The 13,064-nt window shown below is 38.2% G+C and carries 13 protein-coding genes and 1 riboswitch; of the genes, 9 read left to right on the forward strand and 4 right to left on the reverse strand.

The window, feature by feature from the left end; all coding sequences use genetic code 11:
- Positions 1-6: 6 nt before the first annotated feature.
- The 5 genes from ACJJVZ_RS07335 to ACJJVZ_RS07355 all read left to right on the forward strand — a co-directional run bounded on the left by ACJJVZ_RS07335 (position 7) and on the right by ACJJVZ_RS07355 (position 5,121).
- Positions 7-939 (forward strand): ornithine carbamoyltransferase, encoded by a 933-nt coding sequence (locus ACJJVZ_RS07335; protein ID WP_138585088.1) that lies wholly within the window; start codon positions 7-9, stop codon positions 937-939.
- Positions 936-2,138 carry an argininosuccinate synthase gene (locus tag ACJJVZ_RS07340; protein WP_405599412.1) on the forward strand — a complete coding sequence of 401 codons (1,203 nt, stop codon included), beginning with the start codon at positions 936-938 and terminating at the stop codon, positions 2,136-2,138. Before ACJJVZ_RS07335 ends, ACJJVZ_RS07340 begins: the two co-directional genes overlap by 4 nt.
- Before the next feature lie 47 nt (positions 2,139-2,185).
- Positions 2,186-4,051, forward strand: a complete 1,866-nt coding sequence (gene argH / locus ACJJVZ_RS07345; RefSeq protein ID WP_405599415.1) for an argininosuccinate lyase — start codon at positions 2,186-2,188, stop codon at positions 4,049-4,051.
- 325 nt (positions 4,052-4,376) lie between these two features.
- Entirely contained in the window at positions 4,377-4,571 is a 195-nt protein-coding gene (locus ACJJVZ_RS07350; RefSeq protein ID WP_405599417.1) for a hypothetical protein, read from the forward strand.
- Between the two features lie 16 nt (positions 4,572-4,587).
- Positions 4,588-5,121 (forward strand): hypothetical protein, encoded by a 534-nt coding sequence (locus tag ACJJVZ_RS07355; protein ID WP_405599419.1) that lies wholly within the window; start codon positions 4,588-4,590, stop codon positions 5,119-5,121.
- A 168-nt stretch (positions 5,122-5,289) separates the two neighbouring features.
- Here the strand turns inward: ACJJVZ_RS07355 and coaD are convergent, their stop codons facing one another.
- Positions 5,290-5,778, reverse strand: a complete 489-nt coding sequence (gene coaD, locus ACJJVZ_RS07360; RefSeq protein WP_138586620.1) for a pantetheine-phosphate adenylyltransferase — start codon at positions 5,776-5,778, stop codon at positions 5,290-5,292.
- Between the two features lie 184 nt (positions 5,779-5,962).
- Between coaD and ACJJVZ_RS07365 the strand changes: the two genes are divergently transcribed.
- Both ACJJVZ_RS07365 and thiI read left to right on the forward strand, forming a co-directional pair.
- Positions 5,963-6,616: a TetR/AcrR family transcriptional regulator gene (locus ACJJVZ_RS07365; RefSeq protein WP_077535755.1), complete on the forward strand. Its 654-nt coding sequence runs from the start codon at positions 5,963-5,965 to the stop codon at positions 6,614-6,616.
- 97 nt (positions 6,617-6,713) lie between these two features.
- Positions 6,714-8,171: a tRNA uracil 4-sulfurtransferase ThiI gene (thiI, locus tag ACJJVZ_RS07370; protein ID WP_405599423.1), complete on the forward strand. Its 1,458-nt coding sequence runs from the start codon at positions 6,714-6,716 to the stop codon at positions 8,169-8,171.
- Positions 8,172-8,197: 26 nt separating this feature from the next.
- Here the strand turns inward: thiI and ACJJVZ_RS07375 are convergent, their stop codons facing one another.
- Both ACJJVZ_RS07375 and ACJJVZ_RS07380 read right to left on the reverse strand, forming a co-directional pair.
- A complete protein-coding gene (locus ACJJVZ_RS07375; RefSeq protein ID WP_193155861.1) occupies positions 8,198-9,100 on the reverse strand; it encodes a ketopantoate reductase family protein in 903 nt (300 codons plus the stop codon).
- Positions 9,093-9,446 (reverse strand): VanZ family protein, encoded by a 354-nt coding sequence (locus ACJJVZ_RS07380; protein ID WP_405599425.1) that lies wholly within the window; start codon positions 9,444-9,446, stop codon positions 9,093-9,095. The genes ACJJVZ_RS07375 and ACJJVZ_RS07380 overlap by 8 nt, the downstream gene beginning before the upstream one ends.
- A gap of 313 nt (positions 9,447-9,759) precedes the next feature.
- Between ACJJVZ_RS07380 and ACJJVZ_RS07385 the strand changes: the two genes are divergently transcribed.
- Positions 9,760-10,242 carry a YajQ family cyclic di-GMP-binding protein gene (locus tag ACJJVZ_RS07385; protein ID WP_024611901.1) on the forward strand — a complete coding sequence of 161 codons (483 nt, stop codon included), beginning with the start codon at positions 9,760-9,762 and terminating at the stop codon, positions 10,240-10,242.
- Between the two features lie 163 nt (positions 10,243-10,405).
- Positions 10,406-10,590, forward strand: a riboswitch (cobalamin riboswitch).
- 36 nt (positions 10,591-10,626) lie between these two features.
- Entirely contained in the window at positions 10,627-12,456 is a 1,830-nt protein-coding gene (locus ACJJVZ_RS07390; RefSeq protein WP_405599427.1) for a TonB-dependent receptor domain-containing protein, read from the forward strand.
- A 67-nt stretch (positions 12,457-12,523) separates the two neighbouring features.
- Here the strand turns inward: ACJJVZ_RS07390 and msrA are convergent, their stop codons facing one another.
- Entirely contained in the window at positions 12,524-13,060 is a 537-nt protein-coding gene (gene msrA, locus ACJJVZ_RS07395; RefSeq protein WP_405599429.1) for a peptide-methionine (S)-S-oxide reductase MsrA, read from the reverse strand.
- Positions 13,061-13,064: the final 4 nt, after the last annotated feature.

The following is a 13,064-nucleotide window of genomic DNA, read 5'->3' on the forward strand; positions in this document are numbered from 1 at the left end:
TTTATTATGTTTGAGAATTTTTTAACGGGTTTAGAGTTAGACCAAGAAAGCGCACTTAATTTATTAAAGCTAGCGCAAGATATAAAAGCAAAGCCAGAAAAATACAGCAATGTATTAGCGGGAAAATCAATCGTTACATTGTTTGAAAAACAAAGTTTACGTACTCGTTTATCATTTGATATTGGTATAAATCGTTTAGGTGGTCATGCAGTTTATTTAGATCAGCAAAATGGTGCTATGGGCGCACGTGAATCAATTAAAGATTTCGCACTTAATATTTCTACTTGGGCTGACGGTATTGTGGCGCGTGTAAATCAGCACAGTACATTAGCTACGTTAGGTGAGTTCTCATCGGTACCTGTAGTAAATAGTTTGTGTGATTTGTATCACCCATGCCAAGCACTGGCTGATTTTTTAACGCTTCAAGAAGTACATGGCGATGTGAGTCAGCTTAAAGTTGCTTACTTAGGTGAAGGTAATAACGTGACTCATTCATTGATGTTACTTGCTGCTACTTTAGGTACTGACTTTGTTGCTGTAACACCAAAAGGGTGTTCGCCTGATTCACAAATACTTAAAAAAGCAGAGCAAATTGCAGCAATGAATGGTGCATCAGTGATGGTAAGTGACCGTGTTGAAGCAGCTGTTGGTGCAAACGTTGTATACGCAGATACATGGGTATCAATGGGTGATACAACACCGCTTGAGCAAGTTAAAGAAAAATATATGCCTTATCAATTAAATCAGGCATTACTAAATCAAACCGGTGCAACTACGGTTTTACATTGCCAACCGGCACACCGTGAATTTGAAATTACCTCAGAGGTAATGGATGGTCCAGCATCAAGAATTATTCAACAAGCAGAGAATCGCATGCATGCGCAAAATGCTCTGTTAGTGACATTACTAAACCCAAATTTTGTTAAGGAACACCTATGAGTTCAATTAAAAAAGTCGTTTTAGCCTATTCAGGTGGTCTTGATACGTCGGCTATTGTGCCATGGTTAAAAGAAAACTACGGCTGCGAAGTAATCGCGTTTGTAGCTGATGTAGGCCAAGGCGCAGAAGAGCTTGAAGGCGTAGAAGCTAAAGCAATCGCCTCTGGTGCATCTGAATGTTACGTAGTTGACTTAAAAGATGAAATGGTAAGTGATTACATTTACCCAACACTTAAAACCGGTTCAATTTACGAAGGTACTTATTTATTAGGTACGTCTATGGCGCGTCCTATTATTGCTAAAGCACAGGTTGAAATTGCACGTAAAGTAGGTGCTGATGCACTTTCTCATGGTTGTACAGGTAAAGGTAATGATCAAGTTCGTTTTGAATCATGTTTTGCGGCCCTTGCCCCTGATTTAAAAGTAATTGCGCCATGGCGTGAGTGGGATTTATCCAGTCGTGAATCATTACTCAATTACTTAGCTGAGCGTGATATTCCCTGTTCAGCGTCAGCTACAAAAATTTATAGTCGTGATGCCAATGCATGGCATATTTCGCACGAAGGTGGCGAACTTGAAGATCCATGGTGTCAACCCACAGAGCAAGTATGGACTTGGACTAACTCTCCAGAGCAAGCACCAGACAAATCAGAATTAGTAACATTAAAAGTTGTTGAAGGCGAAGTGGTTGCTGTAAATGGCGTCGAGCTTAAACCATACGATTGCCTAGTTAAATTAAACGACATTGCATCACCTCATGGTGTTGGACGTGTTGATATTGTAGAAAACCGTTTAGTGGGCATGAAGTCACGCGGTTGTTACGAAACGCCAGGCGGCACAGTCATTATGGCTGCACTTCAAGCAATTGATGAGCTAGTACTTGATAAAGCAAGCCGTAAATGGAAAGAAGTATTGGGTGGTGAATTTTCTCATTTAGTATACGACGGCCGTTGGTTTACACCACTTAAAGATTCTATTTTAGCCGGTGCAGAAGCGCTTTCTAAAGTGGCAACAGGTGAAGTGGTACTTAAGCTATATAAAGGTCAAGTAACTGCGGTTCAAAAGCAGTCACCAAATAGTTTATATAGCGAAGCATTTGCTACATTTGGCGAAGACGATGTGTACGACCAATCACACGCTGAAGGCTTTATTCGTTTATTTTCGCTTTCAAGCAGAATTTCAGCACTCGCTAAAAAGTAAATTATTACGCCCCTGTAAAGGGGCACTAAAGGGTTTGGAGATATTTCATGGCATTATGGGGCGGACGTTTTTCTACGGGTCCAGATGAGGCGTTTAAGCAATTTAACGACTCTCTTCCCTTCGATTATCAGTTAGCAGAGCAAGATATTATCGGCTCTGTGGCATGGGCTGGCGCACTTGAGCAAGTCAATGTGTTATCAAATGATGAACACAAAAAACTTGTTGCGGCATTGTATGAGTTACTTGAAGAAGTAAAAGGTGATCCACTCGCTGTAGCAACATCAGGCGCAGAGGATATTCATTCACATGTTGAGGCTGCATTAATCGAAAAAGTAGGTGATTTAGCTAAAAAATTACATACAGGCAGAAGCCGTAATGACCAAGTAGCGACAGACTTTAGATTATGGTGTAGAGATACAGCCGAGCATATTTTAAAAGCAATCGCACAATTAAAAGGTGAATTTGTAGCGCTTGCTGAGCGAGAACTCGGTACTATTTTGCCAGGTTACACTCATTTACAGCGCGCTCAACCAGTACTATTTAGTCACTGGTGTATGGCATACGTTGAAATGCTGGAACGCGACGAAAGCCGTTTACAAGACGCTAAAGCCCGTATGAACTATTGCCCGCTAGGCAGTGGCGCGTTGGCTGGCACTGCTTATCCAATTGATCGTCAAGCACTTGCGCAAGGTTTGGGTTTTACTGGTGCGACTAAAAATAGTCTTGATGGCGTATCCGATCGCGATTTTGTTGTAGAGTTATTAAGCTGTGCGTCAATTTCGATGATTCATTTATCGCGTATGTCTGAAGATTTGATTTTTTATAATTCGGGTGAAGCCGGCTTTATAGAACTTGCAGATAATGTGACGTCTGGTTCGTCTTTAATGCCACAAAAAAAGAATCCAGACGCACTCGAACTTATTCGCGGTAAAACGGGACGTGTGTTTGGTGCATTTAGTGCAATGATGATGACGCTAAAAGCACTTCCATTGGCTTACAACAAAGACATGCAAGAAGATAAAGAAGGCATTTTCGACGCGATGCCAACATGGCTTGCGTGTATTCATATGGCTCAAGCATGTATTAAAGGTATAAAAGTAAAAGGCGAGCGTACGCTTGCGGCTGCTAAAGGGGGTCATGCTAATGCAACAGAGCTGGCTGACTACCTTGTGGCTAAGGGCATACCCTTTAGGGAGGGGCATCACATTGTAGGTGTTTTAGTGCAGCTAGCTATTAGTGAAAATAAAACACTAGAAGCACTTTCGCTTGAACAGTACAAATCAGTAAATGATGTTTTTGAAGACGATGTATATCCGGTTTTAGAAATAGACGCATGTATAAAAGCCCGTCAAGCTTTTGGCGGCACATCGATAGAGCAAGTAACGGGGGCAATTAAAGCCGCCAAAAAAAAACAGCAAATAACGGTTCGTGATGCAAATCTAGATGATGTTGAGTCAATAGCTAAGCTCATTCAGCACTGGGCTACAGTAGGTGAAAACTTACCGCGTGCAAAAAGTGACATGGTGCATTCTATAAATGAATTTGCGGTTACTGAAATTAACGGTAGGGTAACAGGTTGCGCTTCTTTATATATTTACGATACGGGGCTTGCCGAAATACGCTCATTAGGAATAGATCCACAAAGTACAGTAACGGGACAAGGAAGGCAGTTAGTTGATCATCTATTAATAAAAGCCAAAAAATTGGCACTAAATAGAGTCATAGTGCTAACGCGTGTACCAGAATTTTTCGAAAAACAGTGTTTTACATTTTGTACAAAAGAGAGTTTGCCTGAAAAAGTAATGAAAGACTGTGAGCTTTGTCTTCGTAAAGATAATTGTGACGAAGTCGCAATGGAATATATTTTAAGGTTAAGTAAAGGTGCGGAGATCCCATGTAAATATGTAGCTTAAATTCCCTAGATACAAAAGCGTACGGTTATCCCTGTGCGCTTTTATTCCAATTCGCTTAATTAAGTGGTCTATTTTGAAGTAAGAAAATCTTGTTAATAGCAAGGCAAAGTTTCGTTATTTGGTTGTTCTCGGTAATTGCTCTGCATTCATTTACCAGCAATTTTTATTCTTAATTTTCTCGTGTCAAAAAAAATTGGCACACTGGTTGCTTTAATATAAACCAAGTAGCAAAAGTGGCTACTTGGACTAAAATATATAACGTGTTTAACGGTACAATGGTGTGATTAAAAGTTGCGCCAAATATAACTTTATAAGGAACAATTACATGCAAATTTCAAACAATAGCCAAGTACAGATGCAAGCATACAATAAAACGCAACAATTAAAGCCTGCAATGGAACAAACTGCTAGCCCTAAAACCCTGCAGTCTGATACAGTAAGTATCTCTCAAGAAGCCATGGCAGCAGCTGGAGCTGAACTTCAACGTGGTGGCGGAATGATACCTATTAAACCTAAATGATATATAAAGGCTACGAATGTTTTTAACTGAGTTTTTTGGCTTTTTTTCGTTATCTGCTCTCACAATGTGGGGTTTTCTAATGGCGTTCTTCTTTAATGCCTTTGTTTATTCCCTTGGTGTAAAAAGAAATACGACCTTATTACTCAGTTCATTTGTTATGATGCTCTCATATACAGTGTCAGATTACTTCTTTACGTGGTTATCGATCAAAACAACTACTTTATTAGATTGGGCCATATACGATTTAATCACCATAGCTGTTCTTACTATGGCTTTTTTAATTATTAAGAAATCAACTTCCTCATTTTTATATTTAATTGTAGGTTTAACAATTAATTCCTCTTTATTTTTATCTATGTATATAGATATGTATATATACAAAAACCAAGAACCTTGGTTTCTTTGGAATATATACGCATTTTCAGTAAATATAATTGACTTGATGATGATTGTAGCCCTAATAACCGATAGAGATTTTTTAGGCCTTCACATACTTAAAGGTAAACTCGTTAGCCTTTTAAAACCTAAAAAAATCTACAAAAGGCTATAACTATCAGTATAGGTTGTGTTTGTATTTTTCAGCTAAGTTATAATAATTTACGATGAAAATTTATTACCTTGGGTAATCTCATAAGGTGTTTTGTAGTCATATATTATCTAGAGCAGAAAAGCACCTAATTAGCGCATGCTTATAATGCGCTAATGCAGTCAATGGCTATTAAGAGTCACAGCCTAATTTGGTTTTTAAAGCCTTTACTATAACAGGGTCTACAAATTCGCTGACATCACCATTGTGACGTGCCACTTCTTTAACAAGTGTTGAGGAAATAAAAGAGTTTCTCTCTGCTGGGGTTAAAAATACGCTTTCTAAATCTGGGTTGAGGCGGCGATTCATATTAGCGAGTTGAAACTCGTAATCAAAGTCAGATACCGCTCTAATTCCACGAATCAATACATTGGCATTATTATCTCTTGCTAAATCTGCCAGCAGCCCTGAAAAACCAATTACTTTCACGTTATCTAAATGACTTAAAATGGTGTTGGCCAGCTCCACACGTTCCTCAAGACTAAAACAAGGTTTTTTACTCGGGTTATGCGCAATAGCGACTAATACGGTATCAAACATTTTTGCAGCACGCTGAATAAGGTCAGTATGACCGTTTGTCAGCGGATCAAAAGTGCCAGGGTAAATTGCAGTTATGTTCATAATATTCACTATTTATTATTTTAACGTTAGTTTAACAGTGTTTTTTGCACAAATCAGCAATTGCAAATAGCAATGCTTCAAAGGGAATATGTGGGGTAGGAGTGTTATATGGTAGATATTTGTTTATACTGCATAGCCTCTTTTTTAGTGTAACGTAGCCCTTAGATAATTTGAGTATTAGCATATGAATACCAAGGACAAAATAATACACACCAGTATTTCGTTATTTAACGAACAAGGTGAACGTGCAATATCGACCAATCATATTGCGTCGCATTTAGGGATGAGCCCTGGTAATCTTTACTATCATTTTAAAAATAAAGAAGACATTATTCGTCATATATTTGCACTTTATCGTGATCATTTAAGCACTCACTTTAAACCAATTAATAAAGACGATGATGCTTTTAGCCATTTAACAGCCTACTTAGACTCGTTATTTGAATTGATGTGGCGATATCATTTTTTTTACGACAATCTAGGTGATATTTTATCGCGAGATGCCTATTTAAAGCAGGCCTATATTGACTTTCAATTAGAGTTATTAGAGCAGGTGCGTAAGATTATTCTTGGTTTACGTGATAGTGAAATGATTGCTATAGATGAAGAAGATGCTATTGAGCTGGCTCACACACTAAAGCTTACAGTAAGTTTTTGGACGCCTTATATTAAAGCGCGTAGATTAAGTGGGACACTGTTAGAGCAAGATATTTATCATGGCATTTTAAAAGTACTGACATTATTTAGAGCTTACAGTACGGATAAAAGTATTAATAAGCTTAATCAGTTAAGAGATAAATACACTGAGTTAGCACAACATGCCCAAAGTGATATCTAACGATTGAGTTTTGGTTATTTCCTAGACGCTGAATTTTTTGTTATAATCGCGCGCCAAATGTCTGGGAGCGCGAATTCCCGCAGTCTAAGAGTGAACTATGCTTAAATTTATCGTCAAACTACACCCTGAAATAGCCATTAAAAGCCGTTCAGTCCGTAAACGCTTTACCAAAGTGTTAGAAAATAACATTAAGATTGTATTGCGTCGTGTTGACGAAAAAGTACAAGTAAGAAATAACTGGGATAATATTTCAGTTGTTACCAAGCTTGAAGATGCACAAGTTCGCCTTGAGTTTATCGACAGCCTTAAGCGCATACCTGGTATTGTTCAGTTTATTGAAGTAACCGAAACGCAATTTGAAACACTCGATGATATCTATCAAAAAACCATCGCTTTAGTTGGTCATACTATTGTAGGTAAAACCTTTTGCGTACGTGCTAAGCGTATAGGGCAACACGACTTTACCTCAACTGATTTAGAACGCTATGTTGGCGGCGGGTTAAATCAGCACATTGAAGGCGCAAGCGTTAAACTTAGCCGCCCAGAAGTGACAATACGCCTAGAAGTAAAAGACGATAAAGCTTACATTGTTTCGCAAACGCATTTTGGTATGGCGGGCTTCCCGTTGCCAACTCAAGAAGATGTACTTTCGCTGATGTCTGGTGGCTTTGATTCTGGCGTAGCAAGTTATCAAATGATTCGAAAAGGTGCGCGTACACACTTTTTATTCTTTAATTTAGGTGGCGCAGCGCACGAAATTGGTGTTAAACAAGCAAGCTATTTTTTATGGAAAAAATACAGTTCAACACACAAAGTTAAATTTATAACTATTGATTTTGAACCCGTTGTCGCTGAAATTTTAGAAAACGTTGAAAACAGCCAAATGGGTGTCGTGCTTAAGCGTATGATGATGCGCGCGGGGAGTGTTGTAGCGCAAAAGCTAAACATTCAAGCACTTGTTACCGGAGAAAGTATTGGGCAAGTATCTAGTCAAACATTAGCTAATTTAAGCGTGATTGATCGTGTAACTGAAACGCTTATTTTACGCCCGCTTATTCAAAACGACAAACAAGAAATTATCAACCTAGCTCGCCAAATTGGTACCGCCGAAATGGCCGAAACGATGCCAGAATACTGTGGTGTTATTTCTAAAAAGCCGACTGTTAAAGCCAAAATTGAAGTAATAGAAGCCGAAGAAGAAAAGTTCGACTTTGATGTGCTTGATACGGTGGTAGATAATGCACGTACAATGGATGTGCGCGATATCGATGTTGAGGCTAAGCAAGAGCTAAAAGAAGCTGAGTCAGTTGCTGATTTACCTGCGGGCGCGGTTGTTGTTGATATTCGCTCTCCAGAGGAAGAAGACGCATCGCCACTTGAGATAGACGGAGTTGAAGTAATACACTTACCATTTTTTCGCTTAGCAACTAAGTTTGGTGATTTACCAAAAAATACGGACTATTATTTATATTGTGATAGAGGCGTAATGAGTCAGCTACAGGCACTTATGTTGCAAGAGCAAGGCTTTGATACTGTAAAGGTTTATCGTCCATAAAAGTTAAAAATTGATATAAGCGTGGTTTATACCACGCTTTTTTTTGCCTGAATTTTAGCTAATAACTGATTATTATAGGGGGTTTTAATATTATAAACTTTACCCTGTTCATTAATATAACCACACATTGCTGTTATTTCAGTTGGCCTCTCGTTAATCACATCTTGTTGCATGGAAGAGTAATTTTGCGCTGTTAGTTCCATTACGTTATAGGCTGTAGTTAGTGCATTAATTAAAGGAATATTAAGGCCTTGTGCTTTTGCAATGTTACATGCTTCAGTGAGTAAATTGATGATCATTGAATTGTATTGGGGATCGCGAAGTTGGCCATTTTTAACGTTATGTAATGCACTTAATGGATTTATGGCAATATTAACGAATAGTTTCTCGAATCGTAGTTGTTGTATGTTGCTTGTAGCGTGTAGCTTTGGAATACTTTTTAAAGTGTTAGCCATAGTTGATATGTTTTTAAGTGCTAAACTATTGCAGCCACCAATTACACTTTGGCCTTCACCGGTATGTTGCACAATGTATTGATTCGATTTAAAGCCTGCCATACTTGTTGTTAAAAAGTAGAGAGCTTGGCTTGGGATTAATTCTGACTTTAATTCTTCAACATTACCCATGCCATTATGTGAAAGTACTATATTTGTGTGCTCAGTTAAGTAAGGCTTTACCTGCTCAAACGCGCTTTGCACTTGAAAAGCTTTCACAGTCATTAATATCACGTCAAATTTTGGTTGTGCAGCTAGTTGATTTAGTGAGATGAAGCGGGCATTTATTTTTTGTGAGGCACTGTTTTTACGACTATAAAAGCGCGTATTATTTGTAGCTTTACGTGTTAAAACATAAACGTTGTGTTGGTTACTTAAAAAATGACTTAAAAGTAAACCAATTGCACCATCACCAACAACAAGAATATTAGTCATAAGGATTCTTTTTGCGAGGAGTAAAAATCACTCTGAGTAAAAAATAGCTAGCTGCACCTGCAAAATCGGCAATAAAATCACCTATAGATGCTTGCCTGTAAGGAAGGGCATCTTGCATTATTTCGATGCAAGCGCCATAACCTGCTAGTAACAATATTTGTGCGTATAAAGGTAGCTTAAATGCCTTATCCATTATTATGGCAAGTGCGAAAAAAATCCCAAAGTGGGCTACTTTATCAATATGAGGGAATAAATTTGTAACCCCTCCTTTTATTTCTTTGGCAAATAAAAAGGTAAACGCTACGATACTGATCAAAAAAATTGCTTGGTAAACACGCCTTGTCACGACAAATCCTAAAATCGCTTAAAAAAGAGACCGAAGTATATCAAACTAATTTAGTATCGCACCTGAACAAGGTGCAGAAAAATGTAAAGATTTATTATTTTAGCGTTATAATTGCGGCATAAATTAAGATTACACCAATTGCATTAAATTAGTGATCTATTATAGCGATAAGAAAATAGCTCAATAATAAGGCTAAAATTATGATACATAGTTGTTCTATATAAATAATTTTTAACCTCGTTAGTAAGTTATTTAATACGCTAGAATGATCATGTTTTTAATAAAATTGGTATTAGACCGTTAGGAGAAACCAGTGCCTTCATTTGATATTGTATCTGAAGTAGAAATGAACGAAGCTAAAAACGCAGTCGATAACGCAAATCGTGAACTAGAAACACGCTTTGACTTTAGAGGCGTTGATGCATCTATAGAGTTAAATGATAAAACAATTAAATTAAAAGCCGAAGCAGACTCTCAGGTTATGCAGTTATTTGATATTTTGGCGAACAAAATATCTAAGCGTGGCATGGACGTATCAAGTTTAGAGCTACAAGATATTAGTCGTGCAGGCAAAAATGTTTTTCGTAATGTAGGGTTAAAGCAAGGCATCGAAAAAGACATGGCTAAAAAAGTTGTAAAAGCCATTAAAGACTCGAAAGTTAAAGTGCAAGCGGCGATTCAAGGTGAAGAAGTACGTGTAACAGGTAAAAAACGCGACGACCTTCAAGAAGCAATGCAGGTTGTGCGCAGCGCCGATTTAGGCCAGCCTTTCCAATTTAAAAATTTCCGTGATTAAAACACCTCCAAAAATCTAGCTAACCAGCTAGGGGGTTAATTAAAAGCCAAACAGCAGTGTTTGGCTTTTTTGTTATATGGGCTTGCTCTTTCATAACTCACATTGGTAAATCTGTATTTAGCTATATAGACGTCCATTGACATTTATCAACAAAATACTCACAATAGCGGCATATTTTCAAGGTGCTTGCTAAACGCTTCAAGTTAATAAGTTTTTAGCAGGATAATCGGGAAGTTGGTGCGTTTTCACGATGACTACAAACCCAACACTGCCCCCGCAACGGTAAAGTATGGCATGTTTTTATGTGCTTACTGAGTCCGGAGACCGGCCTTGATGCAATCTTACTTACTTAAATCTTTGCGGTGGGCAAAGGTAGGGGATCTCATGCTAAACAAAACAACCCTTGGCGTTGCAATTTCTGCTGCGCTTTCATTTTCTGCGTCTGGTGCAGAACAATCAATTGAAAAAATAACCGTTACAGCTAATAAGCTTGAGCAATCAATTAATGATGTTTTAGCGAGCGTAAATGTTATTGAACGTGCTGAAATAGAAGCAAGTAACGTACGCGATTTACCAGCATTACTAAGTAAACAGGTGGGTTTTCAAGTTAACCCAAACGGTGGTTTTGGTCAAAATACAGGTGTTTCACTGCGTGGTACGGGCTCTGGCGATACGTTGATTTTGATTGACGGTGTACGTACAGGTTCTGCAACCCTTGGTATAAAAGCATTAAGTAATATCCCTCTAAATAGTATTGAACGCATAGAAATTATTAAAGGTTCTCGCGCAGCTGTTTATGGCTCTGATGCACTCGCTGGTGTTATTAATATTATTACGCGTGAGTCAGATAACTTATCTCTAAGCGCTACATTTGGTTCAGACTCTTATCAAAATTATCAAGTTGCAGGCTCTGTAAAATCAGATGATATAACGACAGCATTTAACGCAGGCTTTGAAAAAACAGATAACTTTGACGTACTGCAAAGCGTAGCACCAGATGAAGATGGCTATGAAAATAAAAATCTTGGTTTTAAAGTAAATTACACAGATGCACACTACGGTAACTTTAAGTTATTAGGTCAATACAGTGAAGGTTTTGCAGATTACGACAGTCGCTTTAGCCCTGCCACAAGTACTGTAGAAATAGGTGATTTTAAAAACTATCAGCTTTCTGCAGGTTGGAGTAAAAACTACACGAACCAATCGCACAGCATTGATTTAGCGCTTGCAACGGATGACTCTGATAACACTTATGTTAATTTTTCTACTGGTATGCCAATAACAAGTACATTTATAACTAAACGCACACAGGTCGATTATAACGGCCAATACCGACTATCTAATAATTTTAATATTAGTGGGGGTATTAACTGGTATAACGACGATGTATCGCAAAGTTCTACTATATTTGAAGTGCAAGAACGTGACGTACTGGCTGTGTTTGTAGGAGCTTACTACGATGCAGATAAAGTGCTGGCTAATTTAACGGTTCGCCAAGATGATGACGAGCAATTTGGTGACGAAATAACATATACCGCAGCTGCTGGTTATCGTTTATCTAAAGATGCAACGTTTCGTATAAATCAAAGTACTGGTTTTAAAGCCCCTACATTTAACGATTTATATTTTCCAGCTTTTGGTAATCCTAGTTTACAGCCAGAAAAATCAGTAAACCGTGAACTTGGATTAAGTATCGATTTTGATTTTGCGCAAGTTGATGTTGCAGTTTTCAGAAACGATATTGAAGATAAAATTGATTATAATACAAGTTTTGCGTTAGCTAATATTAATGAAGCGCGTTATGAAGGCCTTGAGTTTAGCCTTTCTCAACAGATTTTTGGATTTGATAGCAACCTTAACTTTGCTTATTTAAGTGCTGAAAATAAAGAAACTGGCGCAGAGCTACGCAATGTTGCTAAACGCACATTTAACTGGGAACTTGCAAAGCAGTTTGGTGCATTTGATGCAAGCTTAGATATGCAATATCGTAGCGATCGCCAAGGTGCTAAGGCGCGCTTAGGCTCATATACACTTTGGAACTTAGCGGGTAATTATCAAGTAAATGAACATATTGAAGTTTCGCTTCGTGTAGAAAACTTATTTGATAAAGAGTATAACGCTGTTGATTCGCACGTAGATGCTACAACAGGCAAAGTGTACTACTATAACACGCCAGAGCGTCGCTTTTTTGCAGGCGCAAGTTACCAGTTTTAATCGTTAAAGAGTAAAAAATACAAAAGCCCGATTTAAATCGGGCTTTTTACTGTACGACTAAATTTATTCACTCAGTCAAAAACTCTTCGAACACGGTTTCAAACTTATGTAATTTTGGCGCGATTAAAATACTGCAATAACCCTGCTGTGGGTTTTCATTGTAATAGTCTTGATGATAGTGCTCAGCTGGGTAATAAGTGCTAGCAGGGCTTACCTCTGTAACAATTGGATTACTTACATGACTTTGCAGTTGAGCTATTATCTCATTGGTTTGTTTTAGCTGGGTGTTATCATGATAATACACAACACTTCTATACTGTGTGCCTATATCGTTACCTTGGCGATTCAATTGTGTTGCATCATGCAGTGTGAAAAACATTGCTAACAGTGTTTCAAAGCTAACCAAAGTCGCGTCAAATTCAATTTCAACAACCTCAGCGTGACCGGTTGTGCCTGAGCATACAGAATCATATGTTGGGTTAGTAGTTTCGCCGCCGGTGTAGCCAGAACTTACGGTTAGTACGCCATTTACACGTCTAAATGCAGCATCTATACACCAAAAACAGCCGCCACCAAATGTTGCTACTTGCGTTGTTGAGCTCATAAGT

The sequence above is a fragment of the Pseudoalteromonas sp. Ld19 genome (assembly GCF_045064135.1).
Classification (GTDB): Bacteria; Pseudomonadota; Gammaproteobacteria; order Enterobacterales; family Alteromonadaceae; genus Pseudoalteromonas; species Pseudoalteromonas aliena.